A 17099-nucleotide genomic window follows, 5' to 3' on the forward strand; every position below is an offset into this window, starting at 1 on the left:
GTAGGCAGGGGAGGCCATGAACCCTGCACAGACAGCGCCCCGGGTCCTCGTCGTGGGCTGTGGTGGAATCGGCGGCGTGCTCCTCTCGCGCATGGTGGAGGCGGGCCAGCGGGTCTCCGCCGTGGCGCGCCGCGAGGAGATCGCCAGCGTGCTGCGGACGCGCGGCCCGGTGCTGCGCGACGAGAAGGGCGAGCGCACCATCCGTGGCGAGCTGGAGGTCTTCGTCCAGCCCCCTCGGGAGGGCGCCTACGACTTCATCCTGCTCGCCACGCCGCCGAACGGGGTGGAGGCGGCGGCCCGGGACACGGCGCACCTGCTCGCGCCGGACGGAGCCATGGTGGTGCTCCAGAACGGGCTGTGCGAGGAGCTGGTGGCCCAGGTCGTGGGTGAGCCGCGGGTGCTCGGCGCCATCGTGGCGTGGGGCGCGTCGTCACCGGAGACGGGCGTCTACGAGCGGACCTCCTCGGGAGGCTTCATGCTCGGCGCGCTCTCCGGCGAGCAGGATCCGAGGCTGCCGCGGCTGGCCGGGGTGCTGGGCGCGGTGAGCCAGGTGGCCTTCACGGACAACCTGCGCGGCGCGCGCTGGAGCAAGCTGGCCATCAACTGCGCCATCTCCACGCTGGGCACGGTGGGGGGCAGCCGCGTGGGGCCGCTGCTGCGGCACCGCTTCGTCCGAAGGCTCGCGATGGAGGTCTTCACCGAGGTGTTCCAGGTGGCCCGTGCGGAAGGTGTGAAGGTGGAGAAGGTGGCCTCCACGGTGGACCTCGAGTGGCTCACGCTGGGTGAGTCGGAGCGGCACTCGCCGGGCTCCCCTTCCCTGCTCCTCAAGCACACGATGCTGCTGGCCATCGGCGCGCGGTACCGCCGGCTCCGCTCGTCCATGCTGGCGGCCATCGAGCGGGGGCGCGAGCCGCCGGTGGACTTCCTCAACGGCGAGGTGGTCCGGCGCGGGAAGGCGCATGGCATCCCGGTGCCGGTGAACGAGCGGCTGCTGGAAGCGGTCCACGCCATGGCCCGGCGCGAGCTGGCACCTGGCGTGGAGACGCTCCGCCGCATTCACGAGCAGACCCGGCCGCGGGGCCACTGACCCGGGCGCGAACCGCGCGAACTGGTCCGATGGTCGGACCAGTTGGTGAAAACCGCGCCCGGGAGGCTCTCCGGGCACGGCAACTTCCGGGAGCGAAGCCGTCAGCGGACGGGGTAGCTCAACCCGTATCCGACGGGATACAGGCTCGAGGAGGGATTGCCCGCCTCGGGGATGTTCACGGGCAGCTGGCCCATGGGGTTGATCACCCCCAGCAGCACCTTGGCGAGCGCCCGCATGGAGACGGGGCGGTAGCCATAGGTGGCCACGACGGTGGGCGCATCTCCCAGGTGGCCCACGTCGTAGGGCTCGCGCACCGAGACGACCACCACCGGCTTCTGGGTGGAGCGCAGCGCACCGACCAGCTGCAGCTGGGACGGGTTCTCCCAGGCCCGCGAGGTCAGCACCACGACGGCGTCCACCTGCCCGGCCGCCGCCACCGCCTCGTCGATGGCCGGCTGCGCCGGGGCGATGCCCGTCTGCAGCACCTGCGCGGAGACCCACCGCTTCGACAACTCCGCCCCCAGCGACGCGGTGGTCGCCACGCCCCAGCCGGTCACCAGCACCTTGCTCACCGGCGCCTTCAGCGGCAGCACCCCCGCGTCGTTGCGCAAGAGGGTGATGGAGCGGGCCGTGATGGACTCGGCCGCGTCCAGATGGCGCGCGGTCCCCACCACCCCCGCCGTGGCCAGCTCGTCGACCAGGGGCTCGGCCAACACGCCGCGCTTCTGCTTGAGGGTGAGGATGCGGCCCACGGCCTCGTCCAGCCGCTCCTGGCTGATCTCTCCACCGCGCACCGCCGCCAGCACGGCGTTGTAGGCCACGTCGATCTTCGGCGGCATGAGGAGCATGTCCACGCCGGCCTTGAGGGCCTCCACCGGAACGCGTGCATCGCTCTCGTCACCGAAGGGCCGCGCACCCGCCATGGCGAGCGAATCGCTGACCACCACGCCCTTGTAACCCAGCTGGCCGCGCAGCAGGTCCGTCAGGATGGGCCGGCTCAGCGTCGCGGGCAGCCCCGAGGCGTCCAGCGAGGGCACCACGATGTGGGCGCTCATGATGGCATCCACGCCCGCGTCGATGGCGGCCACGAACGGCGGCAGGTCCACCGCGTCGAGCTGCTGCGTGCTGCGGGAGATGATGGGCAGCCCGTAATGGCTGTCGACGTCGGTGTCGCCATGCCCGGGGAAGTGCTTGGCGGAGGCGGCGACGCCACCGGTCTGCATGCCCTGGACCTGGGACTGGACGAAGCCGGACACCCGCGCGGGGTCCACCCCGAAGGAGCGCACGCCGATGACGGGGTTGAGCGGGTTGCTGTTGACGTCCGCGACCGTTCCGAAGTTCTGGTTGATGCCCAGGGCGCGCAGCTCGCGCCCGGTGATGCGCGCGGCCTCGTGGGTGTCCTGGAGGCGGCCGGCCGCCCCGAGCGCCATGCTGCCCGGGAACTGGGTGACCGGCTCGCCCACGCGCGACACCACGCCGTGCTCCTGGTCCGTGGCGATGAGCAGCGGAATGCCCGGCGCCTGGCGCATCGCCACCTCCTGGAGACCATTGGAGAGCGCGGCGATCTGCCGGGGGTTGTTCAGGTTGTTGGACCAGGTGAAGTAGATGATGCCACCCAGGTGGTAGCGCGAGATGAGCTGCTCGGCGGTGTCCACCCCGTGGTCCTTCTGGTTGGACGCGATCATGCTCGCGCTCGGATCCGTGGCCTGCTCTCCATAGGCATACGTCATGAAGAGCTGACCCACCTTCTCCTCCAGGGTCATGTCCTTCAGCCGGCAGGGGACCCAGTCCGCCGCGTGGATGTCATCCTTCCGCTCGCAGGGCGTGGGCGGAGGGGTGACCTCTTCCCTGCCACAACCCGTACTACCCAATGACAGACAGACCAGTGCCGCTGTCAGCAGCACGTGCTTCCGCTGATGCTCCACCATTCCTCGTTCCTCTTCTCGCGGGGCCGCTGACCGTCCACGGCCGGGGGGGGCCGGGAGGATGCCTCGCCACACTGACAAGCATGAAGGAGGGACGAGGAGTCCGGCTCACTTCTTACCAGTGGAGGACTTGTCGGAGCCCTTGCGCAGCCGCGCCGTGACCGTGACCAGCGCATTCCGAGGGCATTTGGCGCGGTGCGTCGCCTTCTGGAAGCCCTTCAGGGTGAACTCGACCACGAGCGTCCTGCCCGGGACGCAGTCCAGCCCCACCGTCACGGGGGTGTCCCCCTGGTCCACGCCGTTCACGCGGACGTTGGCGCCGGAGGGATGCGACTCGAGCGACAGGAGGGCCCCCTGGAAGGGGGTGCGCGCCTCCTGGGTCTGCTTCTCCGTCTCCGGGGGCGGCTCCTCGGCGGCGGGCTCGTCCACGCGCGGCTTCGGGGCGGCGATGGCCTTGGAGGTGGGCTGGGGGGCCGAAGCGGCGGAGGTGGGCGAGAGGGTGATGAGGCGAGGCGAGGAGGACACCTCACCGCGCAGCAGCGGAAGGACGAACAACCCGGCCGCGGCCAGCCCGCAGAGCGCGGAGGCCAGCTTCAGCACCGCGGCCACCAGCTCACCCGCGGAGGCCACCGGCCTGGGGGGCCTGCCCACCGGACGGACGAAAGAGCCGGGCGAGCCCGCCTGGGCCGCGCCCGTCTCCCCGGGCCGAGAGCCCGGCTGCATCGCACCGCTCACGTGTCCACCTCCGACGCCCGGATGTCAGCCGACCACACGGAACACCTCGCGCAGGGTCGTGGCCCCGGCCCGCGCCCGCTCCAGGCCCGCCGCGAGCAGCGGCACCATGCCCTCCTTCACGGCGGCATCGTGCGTCTGGGACGTGGGCACCTTGCTATTGATGCACTCGCGGATGGCCGGGGTGACGGTCAGCACCTCGTAGAGGGCGGTGCGTCCCAGGAAGCCCGAGCCGCCACACTTCGCGCACCCCGCCGCCCCGTAGAACGGGCCCGAGCTGGGCAGCCCCGCCGCGTTGAGCCGGAGGATCTCCTCGTGCTCGGGCTGGAAGGGCACCCGGCAATGCGGGCACAGCGTGCGCACCAGGCGCTGCGAGATGCTGGCCACCGACGCCGACGCGAGCAGGAAGGGCTCCACGCCCATCTCGATGAGCCGGTTGAAGACGCCCGCCGCCGAGTTCGCATGCACCGTCGTCAGCAGCAGGTGTCCGCTCAGTCCCGCCTGGATGGCCGTGCGCGCCGTCTCCGCGTCGCGAATCTCTCCCACCATGATGACGTTGGGGTCCTGCCGGAGCACGGACCGCAGGCCCTGGGCGAAGGTGAAGCCCTGCTCGGTGTTCACCTGCGTCTGGGAGAAGAGCGGCACATCGAACTCCACCGGATCCTCGATGGTGGCGATGCGCGTCATGTCGCCGCGCGTCCGCTTGATGTAGCCCAGCGAGGCGTACAGCGTCGTCGTCTTGCCGCTGCCCGTGGCACCCGCCACGAAGATGACGCCCTGCGGCCGGTCCAGCACCCGCTGGTAGGGCCCGAGGATGGCCGGCGGGAAGCCCAGGTTGGACAGCTCCGGCAGCCGCACGCTGCTGCGCGCGATGCGCAACGCCACGGACTCACCGTGGTTGGTGGGCAGCAGCGACACGCGGATGTCCGCGGGCCCCTCCGGCGTGCCGAAGGCGAAGTGCCCGTCCTGTGGCCGATCGCTCCGGAAGAGGACCACCTTGGCCAGCACCTTGAAGCGGTTGATGAGGCGCGGGTGGTGCTCGCGCGGAGTCATCATCACCTCCTCGAGCACGCCGTGGATGCGGTACGCGATGCGCGTGCCCGTCTCCAGCGGGTGCACGTGCACGTCGCTCGCGCCGATGTTGATGGCTCCATCCATCAGCACGTCCACGAAGGCGATCATGTCCGGCTCGGAGCGGAAGATGTAGCCGCGCAGCGACTGCCGCACCTCCTCCAGCATCTCGCGCACCGCGGACGCCACGTCCGCGTCCACCACCGCCAGCGGTGACAGGGACTGCCGTTGTGGCGGCGGACGCGCGGAGCGGCGGGCCTGGGACTCGACGAACGCCCCCGCCGTGCCCAGCGCGAGCGCCAGACCCACGCTGCCCAGGAAGGCCGGGGTGAGCGTGAGCCCGAGGAAGTAGAGCCCCACCCGGCGCGCGGCCTCCGCGTCCTCGAGGGGATTCTGGAACAACCACAGGCCCACGCTGCCCAGGAGCAACAGCAGGGCCAGGACCCACGCCGCTCGAGCGGCTGTGCGCAACGGCTGGAGCATTCGGGCCACGAGGCTAACAGAACCCCGTGGCCCGTCACATCCTCACCCCGTCCCCCGCCCGGGGGGAGCGGGTCAGCCGAAGAGCTCGCGCACCTTGTCGAAGAAGTTCTTCGACTGCGGATGCGCATCCTCTCCACTCAGCTCGGCGAACTTCTCGAGCAGCTCGCGCTGCTTGCCCGACAGCCCCGTCGGCGTCTCCACGATGACGCGCACGTGCTGGTCCCCGCGCTGCCCGCTGTGCAGGTGCGGAATCCCCTTGCCCTTCAGCCGGAACACCTTCCCCGACTGCGTGCCCTCGGGCACCGTCATCTTCACCTTCCCGTCCAGCGTGGGCACGTCGATCTTCGCGCCCAGCGCCGCCTGCGTGAACGAGATGGGCACCTCGCAGAACACGTCGTAGTCCTCGCGCTGGAAGAGCGGGTGCTCGCGCACGATGACCGTCACGTACAGGTCGCCCGGAGGCCCGCCCCGGTCTCCCGGCTCACCCAGGCCGCCCAACCTCACCCGCGTGCCGTTGTCCACGCCCGCGGGGATGTTGACCTCGATGACCTCCTCGGAGGGCACCTTGCCCGAGCCCCGGCACTTGGCGCACGGGTCCGGCACCACCGCGCCCGTGCCGCCGCAGTCGCTGCACGGCCGGGACACCGCGAAGAAGCCCTGCGTGAAGCGCAGCTCGCCCGAGCCTCCGCACGTCCCGCACGCCTTCGGCCCCGCGCCGCTCTTGCTCCCCGAGCCGCTGCACGTCTCGCACTTCTTCGGCCTCGGAATCGGCACCTTCGGACGGCAGCCGAACGCCGCCTCCTCGAAGGAAATCTCCAGGTTGAAGCGCAGGTCCGCGCCCCGGTTGCTCGCCCGGCCGCGTCCACCCCTCCCACCGAAGATGTCCCCGAAAATCTCCCCGAAGATGTCGTTGATGTTGACACCCTGGAACCCGCCGAACGGATCTCCTCCCCCGGCCGCTCCGCCCACGCCCGCATGACCGAACCGGTCATACCGGGCCCGGCGATCCGGGTCGCTCAGCACCTCGTAGGCTTCCGAGGCCTCCTTGAACTTCTCCTCGGCCTCCTTGTTTCCGGGGTTCCGGTCCGGGTGGAACTGCAGGGCCACCTTGCGAAAGGCGCTTTTCAACTCCTGCGCCGAGACGTTCTTCTGGACGCCCAGTACCTCGTAGTAATCGCGTTTCTGGCCCGCCGCCGCTGGCATTGCGTCAAACCCCTGGAATTATTGGACTTTCTACGCGCGCGTAGTCTTCGAAGTCACTATAACGCAGGCGAGAGGTCCGGCAATCCGGGCCCGCCCCGACCGATGGGGCGGACCCTCGGGTTCACGCGCGAAACGTCCGGCTCAGACAGTCCAGACCCGGTTGGCCGTCAGCTCCATGCGAGCGAGCCGCCGCTTGAGCACCGGATCCACCGCCCCCCGAGGGGCCCACTTGGGGACCACGAAGTGAAGCTCCGCGTTGTAGAGCTTCGCCGCGCTGGACAGCAGGCTCCAGCGGTTCTCCGTTGTGGGGTCCTCCACCATGCCCGGTGTGACGATCTCCAGGATGATGGGGGTGCGCGCCGAGTCGGACTGTCGGCAGGTGAAGTCCGGCCGATGATCCTCGATGGTGCCCGAGAGGATGGGCGGTGGCATGAAGCCGGGCAACCGGGCCTTGATGTCCGTGCAGCCGATGGTGCGAAAGTACTCCGCCATCAGCCACAGGAGCCGACGACGCTCTTCGTTATCGACCACGGGCTCACAGCCCGGACTGAACAGCGTCTCTTTCCCAGTGTTGTTGGTGTCCATGGCTAGCGAAAAGCTGTCCGCCCCTTCCCGGCGGAGCAATGAAAGGGCCAACCCGGATTGAGTGCCGGGCCGCAGGGCGGGCGGGGAGGCACCCCTGGCACTGTCGAACAGCGGGCTTTGCCCACCAGCGGACAGGATGCGAGAGTGCGCGCTCTTCCGTGGCCCCCCGTCCTTCTCCACACGTCTACCGCCGCCTGCTGAGCTACCTCCGGCCCTACCGGGGCCTGCTGCTCGCGGGCCTGGGCGCCTCGCTCGTCGCCGCCGCCGCCACCTCCGCCTACGCCTGGCTCGTGGGGCCGCTGCTGCGCGCCGTCCTCACCGGCGCCCCCGTGGAGCTCGCGGGGATGACCCTGCCCGGAGAGCGCATGCTGCGCGTGCTCCCCCTGATGGTGGTGGGCGTGGCGGTGGTGAAGGCGTCGGCCAGCTTCCTCCAGGGCGGGTGGATGCAGCGGCTGGGCCAGCGGGTGATGGCGGACCTGCGCGGCTTCCTCTACTCGCGGCTGCTCGCCCAGCCCCCGGCCTTCTTCGAGCAGCGGCACTCGGGCGAGCTCCTCACCCGCTTCACCGCGGACGTGCCGCTGGTGGAGTTCTCCGTCACCCAGGCGCTCTCCTCCTATCTGAAGGACGGGCTTCAAATCCTGGCGCTGCTCACCGCCTGCTTCCTCATCGACGCGAAGCTCTTCCTCCTCACCTTCGTGGTGATGCCCCTCACGGTGCTGCCCGTGCGCAGCTTCGCGCGCTCGCTCAAGAAGGTGGCCAACCGCTCGCAGAACAGCCTCGGCGCGCTCACCGCCCTCACCGCGGAGCAGCTGCAGGCCCTGCCCGTGGTGCAGGCCCATGACGGCGCGCCCCGGGCCCTGAAGGACTTCGAGGCCGAGTCGGAGCGCTACCTCGGGGAGATGCGCCGCTCGCTCTTCCTGCGCGGCGCCTACAGCCCCACGGTGGAGGTGATGGGGATTCTCGGCGTGGCGCTGGCGGTGGCCTGGGGGGCGCGCGCGGTGGCGGCGGACCCGGCGCTCTCCGGCCGGCTGCTCTCCTTCATCGCCTCCGTGCTCCTCCTCTATCAGCCGGTGAAGTCGCTCAGCGGCACGCTCTCCCAGGTGCTCACGGGCCTGGTGGCCGCCGAGCGGCTCTTCACCCTGGCGGACTCGCCGGTGCCGCCGGACGAAGGCGCGCAGGCCGCGCCCCTGGGCCGCGCGCTGACGTTGGAGGGGGTGCGCGCCACCTACACGGACGGCCGCGAGGCGCTGCGCGGGGTGGACCTCACCGTGCCAGCGGGCACCCGGGTGGCGCTGGTGGGAGCCTCGGGCGCGGGCAAGACGACGCTCTTCTCCGTCCTGCTGGGCTTCCTGGCTCCGAGCGGCGGCACGGTGCGCTGGGACGGTACGCCCCTGTCCCAGCTCAAGCCCTCCAGCGTGCGCGCCCAGATGGCGTGGGTGCCCCAGGAGCCGGTGCTCTTCTCCGGCAGCGTGCGGCACAACCTGCTGCTGGGCCGGCCCGAGGCCACCGACGCCGAGCTGTGGGAGGCGCTGCGGCTGGCCCACGCGGAGGACTTCGTTCGGGCCCTGCCCGGCGGCATGGACGAGCCGGTGGGCGAGCGCGGTGCGCGCCTGTCCGGCGGACAACGGCAGCGGCTCGTCCTGGCGCGGGCCTTCCTGCGCCAGCCCTCGGTGCTGCTGCTGGACGAGCCCACCAGCGCCCTGGATGCCCAGAGCGAGGCCGCAGTGGGCGCGGGGCTGGCGGCGCTGATGAAGGGCCGCACGGTGCTCGTCATCGCCCACCGCCTGTCCACCGTGCGGGACGCCGACCTCATCGTCGTCCTGGACGCCGGCCAGGTGGTGGAGGCCGGCACCCACGACGAGCTTGTCGCCAAAGGTGGGCGCTACACCCGCCTCCTGGGTGAAGGCGCTGTCGCCGCCTGATAGCGGACATGGCCGTCCGCCCTCCTGTCAGCGCTTCAACCCAACGCTCCGTGGATTCGTTCACGGCCAGGCAGGAAAAACGGATTCTTGCCCCAATTCTGGAATTCCGAGCGGGTGCTGTATAATCTTGAAGTATGTTGGTCCCCGCAAAGCTGAACACCGTGTCTGGCCTGCTCGTCGCCGCGCTTCCGGCGGTGGCGGTGGTGGGCTTCGGTTCCGCCCTCGTGTCGTTCGTCGGTGGCCGCACCGAGGTGTGGCGCATGGCGGACACAGCGGGGCCCTACAGCTTGTTGATGGCGGCGGCGGTGCTGGGAGTGATGGTCGTGCTCTCGATGCTGCTGAGCATGGGCCTGACGGGGCGGCACGCGCCGCTGGTGGTGCTGGTGGGCATCGCCATGCTGCCGTGGTTCCTGGGCATCGCCGGCACGGACGAGGCGATGGAGCGGGTGCTGGCGGCGCTGCCGGACGTGGGCAGCGGAGACGCGCTGGGCGTGCTGGTGGCGGGCACCGGCGAGGCCATGGTGACGCGGCTGATGGGCGCGTGGGCGAGCGCGGCGCTGCTGGTGGGGGTGGCGGTGGGGCTGGTGCTGCTGCGCGGGCGGGCGACGCTGGTGGGCGAGGGCACCGGACAGCTGCTGGGCGCCGCGCTGAGCCTGGTACTGGGGAGCATCGCGCTGCTGGTGGCGCTCGAGGCGCACCAGCTCTTCCAGATGCTCACGACGCTCGCCACGCAGTCCGCGGAGGCCCGCGCCGGGTTCATCACCTCGGGCACCGAGCGGCTCGCGGACCTGCACCAGCTGCGCTGGGCCGCGCTGGGGCTCCTGGCCGTCCTGGCGCTCTCGCTCGTGTCCTGGCAGTTCTACCTGCGCCCCCAGGCCGTCTCCCAGTGGGCGGGCAGCCTCGTGCTCGCGGGGCTCTCGGCCGCCGTGCTGCTGCTGGACGCGCGCCCGCTGGAGCTGGCCGCCCAGGGCGCCCGGGACGCCGGTCTGTCGCGCACCCTTCTTCCCTTGCTGGTGAGCAGCGGCGCGTCGAACGCGCTCGGCACCCTGCCCGCCAGCAACCTGTCGTCGCTCGGGGGCATCCGGTCCGCGCGGTGAGCTCGCGGCCCACCCGGGCCGCCGTGGTGCTCAGATGAGCCAGAGGAGCAGCGCCACGCCCAGCACGAGCCCCAGCCCGAGGACGATGAGCATCGTCAGGCCCTCCGTCTTCTGCCTGCGCAGCATGACGGGGTCGACGAGCGGAATCTCCGGGAGCCGGATGGGGGTGGGGGGGGACGGCACGGCGGAAGGAGCCGGAGCGTGAGCCTGGGTTGCAGACACGGAGGGCGCGGCGGGCGCGGGCGCGGCGGCACTGGCGCCCCCGGCGAGCACGAGTCCCTGGCGCGCGAGCGCGAGCACCCGCTGGATGTGTTGGATGTAGCGATCCTCACCCTGGTAGCCCTCGAGGGCGAGGGCGGCGCGGAGCAACCGGGCGGGGACGGGCTCGGCATCCGGGTGGACGACACTGGCCGCGGCGCGCGCGGCCCCATCCTGCTCCACCCGTCCGGTGCGCAGGCCCACACCGCTCATCCACACGCAGTGCTCACCCAGCAGCGTCAACTCCTGGCGCTGCACCTTCCCCTCGCTGTCCACGAAGGAGAGCAGCTCCGCGCCCTGGGGCGACAGGTGCCACACGGAGCGCTGTCCGCCGTCTCCAGGAGGTCCCTCCACCGGGCGCGCCTGGTACAGCGCCAGGACGGCGGCCTTCAATCTCTCCGAGGACGATTCGCTCATGGACGGGGCGGCAGCCTAGGGTGGGATGGACGGAAACGGAAGGCCATGCATGCCTCTGACTCCCTGCCTGGTCTTCCCGGGGCGGCCCGGGCCATGGCCGGGGAGCATTCCTATGGTTGCCCTGGAGGAACCCACACATGGCAATCAACCTGCCCGACGAACCCATCCAGACGCCCTTCGTGGCGCCCGCCAACCGCACGGAGGTGACGGGCGAGCCGGAGCGCCAGGGGTCGGGTTACGACCCGCGCTACCCGGACGTGAGCTGGGACGGCACGGCCCAGCACGGTGGCGGCCACGTCCCGGAGGACTACGAATGGCCCAGCAACCCCAAGCAGCACCAGGACGATCTGATGGGCGAGTAGTGGAAGAGGCCGTACGGAGTCACGTGCCTCCCCGCCGTCCGGGCGCTACGGTGTGCACCTCATGAGTCGCTCCCGTTCCAAGCGAATGGATTTCGTCCACCACTTCGAGGGCGCGCAGGTGCTCGACGGGCTGCTGGAGCTCGCGGGCACGCCGCACGACAGCCTCACGGTGTTGGCGCACATGCGGCAGGCCCACACGGAGGGGCGCCCCTCGGGGGACGCCATCTCCGGCCTCTTCGAGCGCGAGCCGCGCTTCGAGTCCCCGGAGCTGGCGCGCCGGCTCTTCCAGAACCTGCTGGGCCTGTGGGACCTGGTGGAGGAAGGCAAGCCGGTGCGGCTGGAGGAGGAGCCTCGGGCGCCGAGGCCGAAGAAGCAGAAGACGGAGGCGCCCAGGCCGTTCGCCCCGGGGGAGCCGGACACGGCATTCGTGGAGGCGGCCTGGCGTTATCTGGAGGACGACGAGCGGGGGCGGACGCGGCTGCACGATGCGTTCGAAAACAAGCAGGACGCGCTGCTGGGTGCCCTTGACGGGGCGGGGCTCACGGACGAAGGATATGCCGTTGCCCGCCACCTGCTTTTCGAGCTGCATGCCATGCTGGAGCTCGGTTGGCCGCAGGGGTTGGCGAGCGTGGCCGCCAGGGCGATGGAAGAGCCGGGCACGGAGACTCCGCCAGTGCCCGCGGCCCTCACCGCGTACGCGGACGAGGCGCTGTTCGAGGCGGAGCAGGACGAGGAGCATCCCCTGACACCCGAGGAGCTGACGAAGGTCCGCACCCTGGTGAAGCGCGGCACGGTGGCGCTGTGGAGTGCTCGGAAGGGAAAGTGAAGAATGGCACGTGACAAAGACGACGATCGAGGCGGCGGGGGCTTCTCCGGCAAGCGGACGAAGTCGTGGCGGGAGATCGACGCGTCGCGAGGCAAGGGCCGCGGTCACACGTCCCGGCAGGACGATCCGGCGCAGCAGCGAATCGAGCGCAGCGCGTCCTACCAGAAGTACAAGGCGGCGGCGGACGCGCTCTTCACGGGGGGAGAGCTGCCGGAGGGTCTGGCGAAGACGTTCGACCCGGAGGGCAAGCGCAAGGCGCAGAAGCAGGCCATGCAGAAGCTGATGGAGTCCGCGGAGGATCCGCGGGCCTGGGCGCAGGGCGTGCTGGACTACCTGGAGAAGTACCCCGAGCTGCCGGAGGACCCCTACTTCCTCGACAGCCTGTTGGGGCATCCACGGGAGCGCATCGTGGACAAGGCGCTGGCGAGGCTGGAGGGATTGGAGGCGGAGGGCAAGCTGGTGAAGACGAAGGTGCCCAAGAGCCTGGATCAGCGGCTCAAGGGAATCGAGCTGACGAGCCTGGACCCGGACATGCAGGGGAGGGCGAAGACCCTGAGAGAAAAGCTGCGAGTCTGATTCCGCCTGCCCATCTCCTCCCTCTCCCTCTGGGAGAGGGTCGGGGTGAGGGTATACGCCCCCGTGCGCTACCCGACTCTGGGCAACGCGAGCGGCATGAGGGCCGAGGGCGGATCGACCATGTGGAGCACGCGCATCATGCGCTGATGGGCATCCGGGTCATAGGTAGCCCGAAGCGTGACCCGGTCCACCAGGGCACTGCTGAGAGACATGGCGAGACGCCGGGTGGCGCTCACATTCTCCAGGGAGCACCCGGGGACGCGCAGATCCTCACTGGCGGCCGAGAGCCAGGGACCATCCACCAGCTCATGAAAAGCCTTCTGTGAGGTGCGCCCGTCGCGAGCCAGTTGGCGGCCGAGCTCGAGGGCGGACAGCATGCCGACGGTCATGCCCTGGCCATAGACAGGATTGAAGGAGCACAGCGCGTCGCCGAGCATGACGAGGTTGTCGGACTGGAGGGACGTGCTCAGCACGCGAGTGCCGGCCATCCTGCGGAAGCAGTGGATGGGGCCCAGGAACTCGGCCTCGGGGAGCACCTGGGCGAGGGCGGGGTCGCGCAGGGAGCGGGCGTAGTCCAGGAACCCCTCGCGGTCGCCGGGAGGAAGCTCATTGCCGGAGCCGACCAGCAGGGCCAGGTACAACCCGTTCTCGATGGGAACGAGCCCGCCGCCGCGCAGGAACTGAGGGGGACACACCTGGACGTAGATCTGCCGGAACGGAAGCCGTTCCGCGTGGGGGATGCGAACGACGCAGGTGGAGTAGCTGGCCCGGGCATCCACCTTCTCGAGCACGGCCTGGGAGCGGAAGGGGCCATTGCGACCCGAGGCATCGACGAAGAGCGAGGCCTCCAGCTCGCGACCATCGCCGGCCTTCACGGCGAGGATGCGCCGGCGAGAGGAGTCCCAGCGGAAGGTGCCGGCCTCGAAGCGCTCGACGAGCTCGATGCGCGGGTTGCTGGCGACGCGGGCGCGGATCGTCTTCTCGAGGAGGCCGCGGCTGCACGAGCGCGAGGTGATGTCCGAGGGGGGACGGGGGAAGGCGCCGAAGCGTCCGACCCAATGACAACCGGGGCCCCAATCCAGCCACGCGGCGCCGGCGCGGGTCAGGTCGTCGTCGATGCCCGGGAAGAGCTCGCCGAGGGCCAACCAGCCGCGCCGCAGCAGCACGTGGACGTGGTCCACCTGGGGAACGCCGCGGCGCTCGTGCTGTACGCCCTGCCCATCCCGATCCACCAGCAGGACGCGGGCGAAGTGCCGGGACAGCACGGTCGCCGCCGACAGACCCGCGATCCCACCGCCAATCACCACTGCTTTCGACATGTACAGGGCCCCCCTGGGTGCTCCCACTCAGGCAGACATCGTCTCGGGGCCAGACGATACCTGATCCAAGTGGGAGCGCGGGGAGGCTCAGCGGTTGATGACGAAGCCGCAGGCGGAGTCGAGCACCACCTTCGCGCCAGCCAGGGCCATCAACAACCGCTCGTAGTGCATGCGCTCGGCGGAGAGCTGCGCCTCCACGGCCTTCTCCTCCAGCCCCTGGTGGGTCAGCGACAGCCGCATCCGCTCCAGCGCCGCGTCACGCTCGGACTCGATGGCCTTGCGGGCCCGCGCCTGCAACTTCGCCAGGTCGGCCTCGGCGGCCTTCTGCGCCACCGGCACGCCCTTCTCCACGAAGGCGCCGAAGCCCGGGAAGAGGCGCAGCCACTCGTCGCCCTTGAGCGACTTGCCGTCGGCCTCCAGGGCGGGCAGCACCGCCGCGTCGGCCTTGGGACCCGTGGGGCCCTCCACCACCGCCACGTGCACCAGCGTGCGCTCCAGGAAGCGGGCGATCTGCCGGCTCGGCACCCGGGCGCCCGGCGAGGTGTCCTCGGGCTCCGGCATCTGCACGTGGTAGAGCAGCTCCACGCCCCGGGCCTTCATCGGCCCCCGCTTCTCGATGAAGCGCGCCCCACTGCGCCCGTAGGGCCCGTCCCGCAGGAAGCCGAACAGCGCCTCCACGATGGGGTGGCCCGTGGCGAAGTACTCCAGCTCCTCGGCCTCCACGGCCGTGTCGCGCCAGAAGGAGCCCAGCACCGTCCGGTCCTCGGTGATGTCGATGCCCGGCAGACCCTCCACCTTCAGCGCGTGGCCGAACTGCAAGGCGCACTGGAAGGCATCCACCTGCTCGTCGGTGTCCACGCCGATGCCCACCCGGCGCGCCAGCTCCGTCACCGTCTCCTCGAGCTTCTCGTCCAGGTCGCGCGCCACGCTCCACAGGCCCTCGTCGAGGCTCTGCTCCTCCTCCTCGTCGGGCTCCACGCCCATGCGCTCCTGCGCGCGCGTCACCAGCCGCGCCACGGCCTCGCGGTCGAACGAGCGGATGTCCAGCAGCGGATCATACGCGCGCTTCACCTGTGCACGCGCCGCCTCCACCTTCTGCTTCAGCTCGGCGGCGTACGCCACGCGCGACTCACGGGGCAGCAGCGCCAGCTCCGTGAGCCGGTCCTCCACCTCCTCCAGCACCGCGTCCAGACCGCCCACCGTCTCGCCGAACACGCCCACCGCGTCCGCGAGCAGCATCAGCACGTCCGCCGCCAGCGTGCCCACGGGATCGAAGACATGAATCTCGACGGGGTGGTTCTGCCCGATGCGGTCCAGACGGCCGATGCGCTGCTCCACCGTGGACGGGCTCCACGGCAGGTCGTAGTGCACCAGGTGGTGCGCGAACTGGAAGTTGCGGCCCTCGCCGCCCACCTCGGTGCACAGCAGCACCTTGGGGCCCTCGGGGTCGCGGAAGCGCGCCACCTGCCGGTCCCGCTCCACCATGGGCAGGTCGCCATGGTACGCGAGCGCCTCGATGCCCTCGCGGCCCAGCTCCGAGCGCAGGGCCTCCAGGGTGTCGCGGCTCTCGGTGAAGACGAGCACCTTGGCGTTGGGCTCCGAGCCCCAGATGCGGCCGCGCAGCACGTCCAGGAAGGCGCCGAACTTCGCGTCGCGCGAGGGCAGCTTGAGGCTGCCGGCCACGCCCGCCAGGGCCTTGTTGGTGCGCAGGGCCTCGCCGAAGGCGGCGGGGCTCGACTCCAGGCGGCGCAGCAGGTTGCCCAGCGGCGCGCCGCGCAGGTTGGAGGACGCGAGCGCGGCCAGGGCGGCGTCGCGCGTCTTCAGCTCGTCCGCGGACAGCTTCACCGGGTGGCGGTGCAGGCGGCGCGTGGAGAAGCCACCCACCACCGCGCGCCGGTTGCGCACCAGCCGGTCCGACAGGCTGTACGTCTCCGCCAGGTGCTGCAGCAGCGCGTCCCGGTCCTTCTCCGTCTTCAGCTTGGGGTCGTCCGGGAAGCGCGAGGCCAGCGCCTTCACCGCGCCCGCCGCGTCCTTGCCCTCCAGCAGCCCGCGCACCGCCGCGCTCAGCTCCTCCTGGCGCGCCAGCCGCTGCTCGAAGCCCTTCACCGTGGGCGCCGTGGACGCGTCGATGAGCGTGAGCAGCCCGTGGTACTCGGCCGGGTCCAACTGCATGGGCGTCGCCGTGAGCAGCAGCAGACCCCAGCTGTTGGCCGCCAGGCCCTGGGCGGCCTCGAAGGCCTTCTCGCCCTTGAGGTGGTGCGCCTCGTCGATGATGACCAGGTCCCAGAAGGCGTCCTCGTCGGCCACCGACTCGCGGTGCTCCTCGCCGCGCGCCAGCATCTCCAGGCTCGTCACCACCAGCGGGAAGCGCGCCCAGGGGGACACGCCCGGCATCTCCTTGAGCGACTGCGCGTACCGCTCCGAGTCCATCAACGTGAAGAGCTGGTTGAACTTGTGGAACAGCTCCACCAGCCACTGCACGGTGAGGTGGCTGGGGGCCACCACCAGCACGCGCCGGGCCAGGCCCGACAGGCGCAGGGCGCTGAACACCATGCCCGCCTCGATGGTCTTCCCCAGGCCCACCTCGTCGGCGAGCACGAAGCGCGGCCGGCGCGCGCTCAGCACGCGCTGCACCACGCCCACCTGGTGCGGCTTCACCATCACCCGGCTGGCCAGCAGCGCGCCCAGCGCGTCACACCGCCGCTCGTCGTCCAGCACCAGCGCCTGCTTGCGCAGGGTGAAGGCACGCGCGTCCCCCACCCGGCCCTCGCGCAACGTGCTGAGCAGATCCGAGCGCGGCGCGAGCGCATGCACCTCGGACTCGGGCAGCTCGTCCTCCTCGCCCGTGTCCGCATAGCGGATGACGTAGCGGCGCAGGCCCCGTCCGCCCTCCTCCTCGCCCACCACGGTGGCGCGCCGGGCCTTGGCCGTCTGCACCGGCTCGCCCTTCGTCAGGACGTAGTGCACCAGGGCGCCGCCCTTGGTGGACACCAGCACCGGCTCTCCCTCCCGGGCGGGGAAGAGGACGAGCGCCTTGGCGCCCTCGTCCTGCATCGACAGCAGATGTCCCACGCCCCACTCGGGCTGGGGGAGGTAGCGGACCTTGTTGCCTGGAACGAACGACATGGTCGGAAACGGACCCTCACGGAATGAAAGAAGGGGGTTCGCTCATAACGCCCCGAGCCGCCCTCGGCCATCCCGCGAACCCCTTGGATTTCGGTCCGGCCTCGTACTCC

The 17099-nt window shown here is 70.9% G+C and carries 14 protein-coding genes; 6 read left to right on the top strand and 8 right to left on the bottom strand.

Annotation, left to right across the window (positions count from 1 at the left end):
- Positions 1-16: 16 nt before the first annotated feature.
- Positions 17-1087, top strand: a complete 1071-nt coding sequence (locus NR810_RS28670; protein ID WP_257457383.1) for a ketopantoate reductase family protein — start codon at positions 17-19, stop codon at positions 1085-1087.
- Between the two features lie 101 nt (positions 1088-1188).
- Here the strand turns inward: NR810_RS28670 and NR810_RS28675 are convergent, their stop codons facing one another.
- From NR810_RS28675 to NR810_RS28695, 5 genes are all read right to left on the bottom strand, one after another.
- Positions 1189-3015 carry a glycoside hydrolase family 3 protein gene (locus NR810_RS28675; protein ID WP_257457385.1) on the bottom strand — a complete coding sequence of 609 codons (1827 nt, stop codon included), beginning with the start codon at positions 3013-3015 and terminating at the stop codon, positions 1189-1191.
- Between the two features lie 105 nt (positions 3016-3120).
- Complete coding sequence (locus tag NR810_RS28680; protein WP_257457386.1) at positions 3121-3747, bottom strand: PEGA domain-containing protein; 627 nt, start codon at positions 3745-3747, stop codon at positions 3121-3123.
- A gap of 24 nt (positions 3748-3771) precedes the next feature.
- On the bottom strand, positions 3772-5298 hold the full coding sequence (locus NR810_RS28685; RefSeq protein ID WP_257457387.1) for a GspE/PulE family protein: 1527 nt from the start codon (positions 5296-5298) through the stop codon (positions 3772-3774).
- Positions 5299-5370: 72 nt separating this feature from the next.
- Positions 5371-6501 carry a molecular chaperone DnaJ gene (gene dnaJ, locus NR810_RS28690; protein WP_257457388.1) on the bottom strand — a complete coding sequence of 377 codons (1131 nt, stop codon included), beginning with the start codon at positions 6499-6501 and terminating at the stop codon, positions 5371-5373.
- A gap of 141 nt (positions 6502-6642) precedes the next feature.
- Positions 6643-7086 carry a hypothetical protein gene (locus NR810_RS28695; RefSeq protein WP_204222386.1) on the bottom strand — a complete coding sequence of 148 codons (444 nt, stop codon included), beginning with the start codon at positions 7084-7086 and terminating at the stop codon, positions 6643-6645.
- Between the two features lie 158 nt (positions 7087-7244).
- On the opposite strand from NR810_RS28695, the gene NR810_RS28700 reads away from it, so the two are divergent.
- Together NR810_RS28700 and NR810_RS28705 are read left to right on the top strand one after the other, a co-directional pair.
- A complete protein-coding gene (locus tag NR810_RS28700; RefSeq protein WP_257457389.1) occupies positions 7245-9008 on the top strand; it encodes an ABC transporter ATP-binding protein in 1764 nt (587 codons plus the stop codon).
- Between the two features lie 134 nt (positions 9009-9142).
- Entirely contained in the window at positions 9143-10105 is a 963-nt protein-coding gene (locus tag NR810_RS28705) for a hypothetical protein (RefSeq protein WP_257457390.1), read from the top strand.
- A gap of 30 nt (positions 10106-10135) precedes the next feature.
- On the opposite strand, the gene NR810_RS28710 is transcribed toward NR810_RS28705, so the two are convergent.
- Positions 10136-10780, bottom strand: a complete 645-nt coding sequence (locus tag NR810_RS28710; protein ID WP_257457391.1) for a hypothetical protein — start codon at positions 10778-10780, stop codon at positions 10136-10138.
- Between the two features lie 137 nt (positions 10781-10917).
- On the opposite strand from NR810_RS28710, the gene NR810_RS28715 reads away from it, so the two are divergent.
- The 3 genes from NR810_RS28715 to NR810_RS28725 all read left to right on the top strand — a co-directional run bounded on the left by NR810_RS28715 (position 10918) and on the right by NR810_RS28725 (position 12544).
- The gene (locus tag NR810_RS28715) at positions 10918-11142 is read left to right on the top strand and encodes a hypothetical protein (RefSeq protein ID WP_257457392.1); all 225 of its coding nucleotides are present in this window, start codon (positions 10918-10920) and stop codon (positions 11140-11142) included.
- Positions 11143-11203: 61 nt separating this feature from the next.
- Entirely contained in the window at positions 11204-11968 is a 765-nt protein-coding gene (locus tag NR810_RS28720) for a hypothetical protein (protein WP_257457393.1), read from the top strand.
- Between the two features lie 3 nt (positions 11969-11971).
- Entirely contained in the window at positions 11972-12544 is a 573-nt protein-coding gene (locus NR810_RS28725; RefSeq protein ID WP_204222391.1) for a hypothetical protein, read from the top strand.
- Positions 12545-12612: 68 nt separating this feature from the next.
- Here NR810_RS28725 and NR810_RS28730 read toward each other — a convergent pair whose 3' ends face one another.
- Both NR810_RS28730 and NR810_RS28735 read right to left on the bottom strand, forming a co-directional pair.
- On the bottom strand, positions 12613-13863 hold the full coding sequence (locus tag NR810_RS28730; protein WP_257457394.1) for an FAD-dependent oxidoreductase: 1251 nt from the start codon (positions 13861-13863) through the stop codon (positions 12613-12615).
- Positions 13864-13950: 87 nt separating this feature from the next.
- Positions 13951-16989 (bottom strand): helicase-related protein, encoded by a 3039-nt coding sequence (locus tag NR810_RS28735; RefSeq protein ID WP_257457396.1) that lies wholly within the window; start codon positions 16987-16989, stop codon positions 13951-13953.
- Between the last annotated feature and the right edge of the window lie 110 nt (positions 16990-17099).

The organism is Archangium lipolyticum, assembly GCF_024623785.1.
In the GTDB taxonomy this organism is placed as follows: Bacteria; Myxococcota; Myxococcia; order Myxococcales; family Myxococcaceae; genus Archangium; species Archangium lipolyticum.

What these genes read in the sequence shown, in the direction of transcription:
- NR810_RS28705 (WP_257457390.1), top strand. Translation starts at nt 9,143, where the DNA reads ATGTTGGTCCCCGCAAAGCTGAACACCGTGTCTGGCCTGCTCGTCGCC.
- NR810_RS28695 (WP_204222386.1), bottom strand. Translation starts at nt 7,086, where the DNA reads ATGGACACCAACAACACTGGGAAAGAGACGCTGTTCAGTCCGGGCTGT.
- NR810_RS28725 (WP_204222391.1), top strand. Translation starts at nt 11,972, where the DNA reads ATGGCACGTGACAAAGACGACGATCGAGGCGGCGGGGGCTTCTCCGGC.
- NR810_RS28730 (WP_257457394.1), bottom strand. Translation starts at nt 13,863, where the DNA reads ATGTCGAAAGCAGTGGTGATTGGCGGTGGGATCGCGGGTCTGTCGGCG.
- NR810_RS28685 (WP_257457387.1), bottom strand. Translation starts at nt 5,298, where the DNA reads ATGCTCCAGCCGTTGCGCACAGCCGCTCGAGCGGCGTGGGTCCTGGCC.
- NR810_RS28710 (WP_257457391.1), bottom strand. Translation starts at nt 10,780, where the DNA reads ATGAGCGAATCGTCCTCGGAGAGATTGAAGGCCGCCGTCCTGGCGCTG.
- NR810_RS28670 (WP_257457383.1), top strand. Translation starts at nt 17, where the DNA reads ATGAACCCTGCACAGACAGCGCCCCGGGTCCTCGTCGTGGGCTGTGGT.
- NR810_RS28735 (WP_257457396.1), bottom strand. Translation starts at nt 16,989, where the DNA reads ATGTCGTTCGTTCCAGGCAACAAGGTCCGCTACCTCCCCCAGCCCGAG.
- NR810_RS28675 (WP_257457385.1), bottom strand. Translation starts at nt 3,015, where the DNA reads ATGGTGGAGCATCAGCGGAAGCACGTGCTGCTGACAGCGGCACTGGTC.
- NR810_RS28715 (WP_257457392.1), top strand. Translation starts at nt 10,918, where the DNA reads ATGGCAATCAACCTGCCCGACGAACCCATCCAGACGCCCTTCGTGGCG.
- dnaJ (WP_257457388.1), bottom strand. Translation starts at nt 6,501, where the DNA reads ATGCCAGCGGCGGCGGGCCAGAAACGCGATTACTACGAGGTACTGGGC.
- NR810_RS28720 (WP_257457393.1), top strand. Translation starts at nt 11,204, where the DNA reads ATGAGTCGCTCCCGTTCCAAGCGAATGGATTTCGTCCACCACTTCGAG.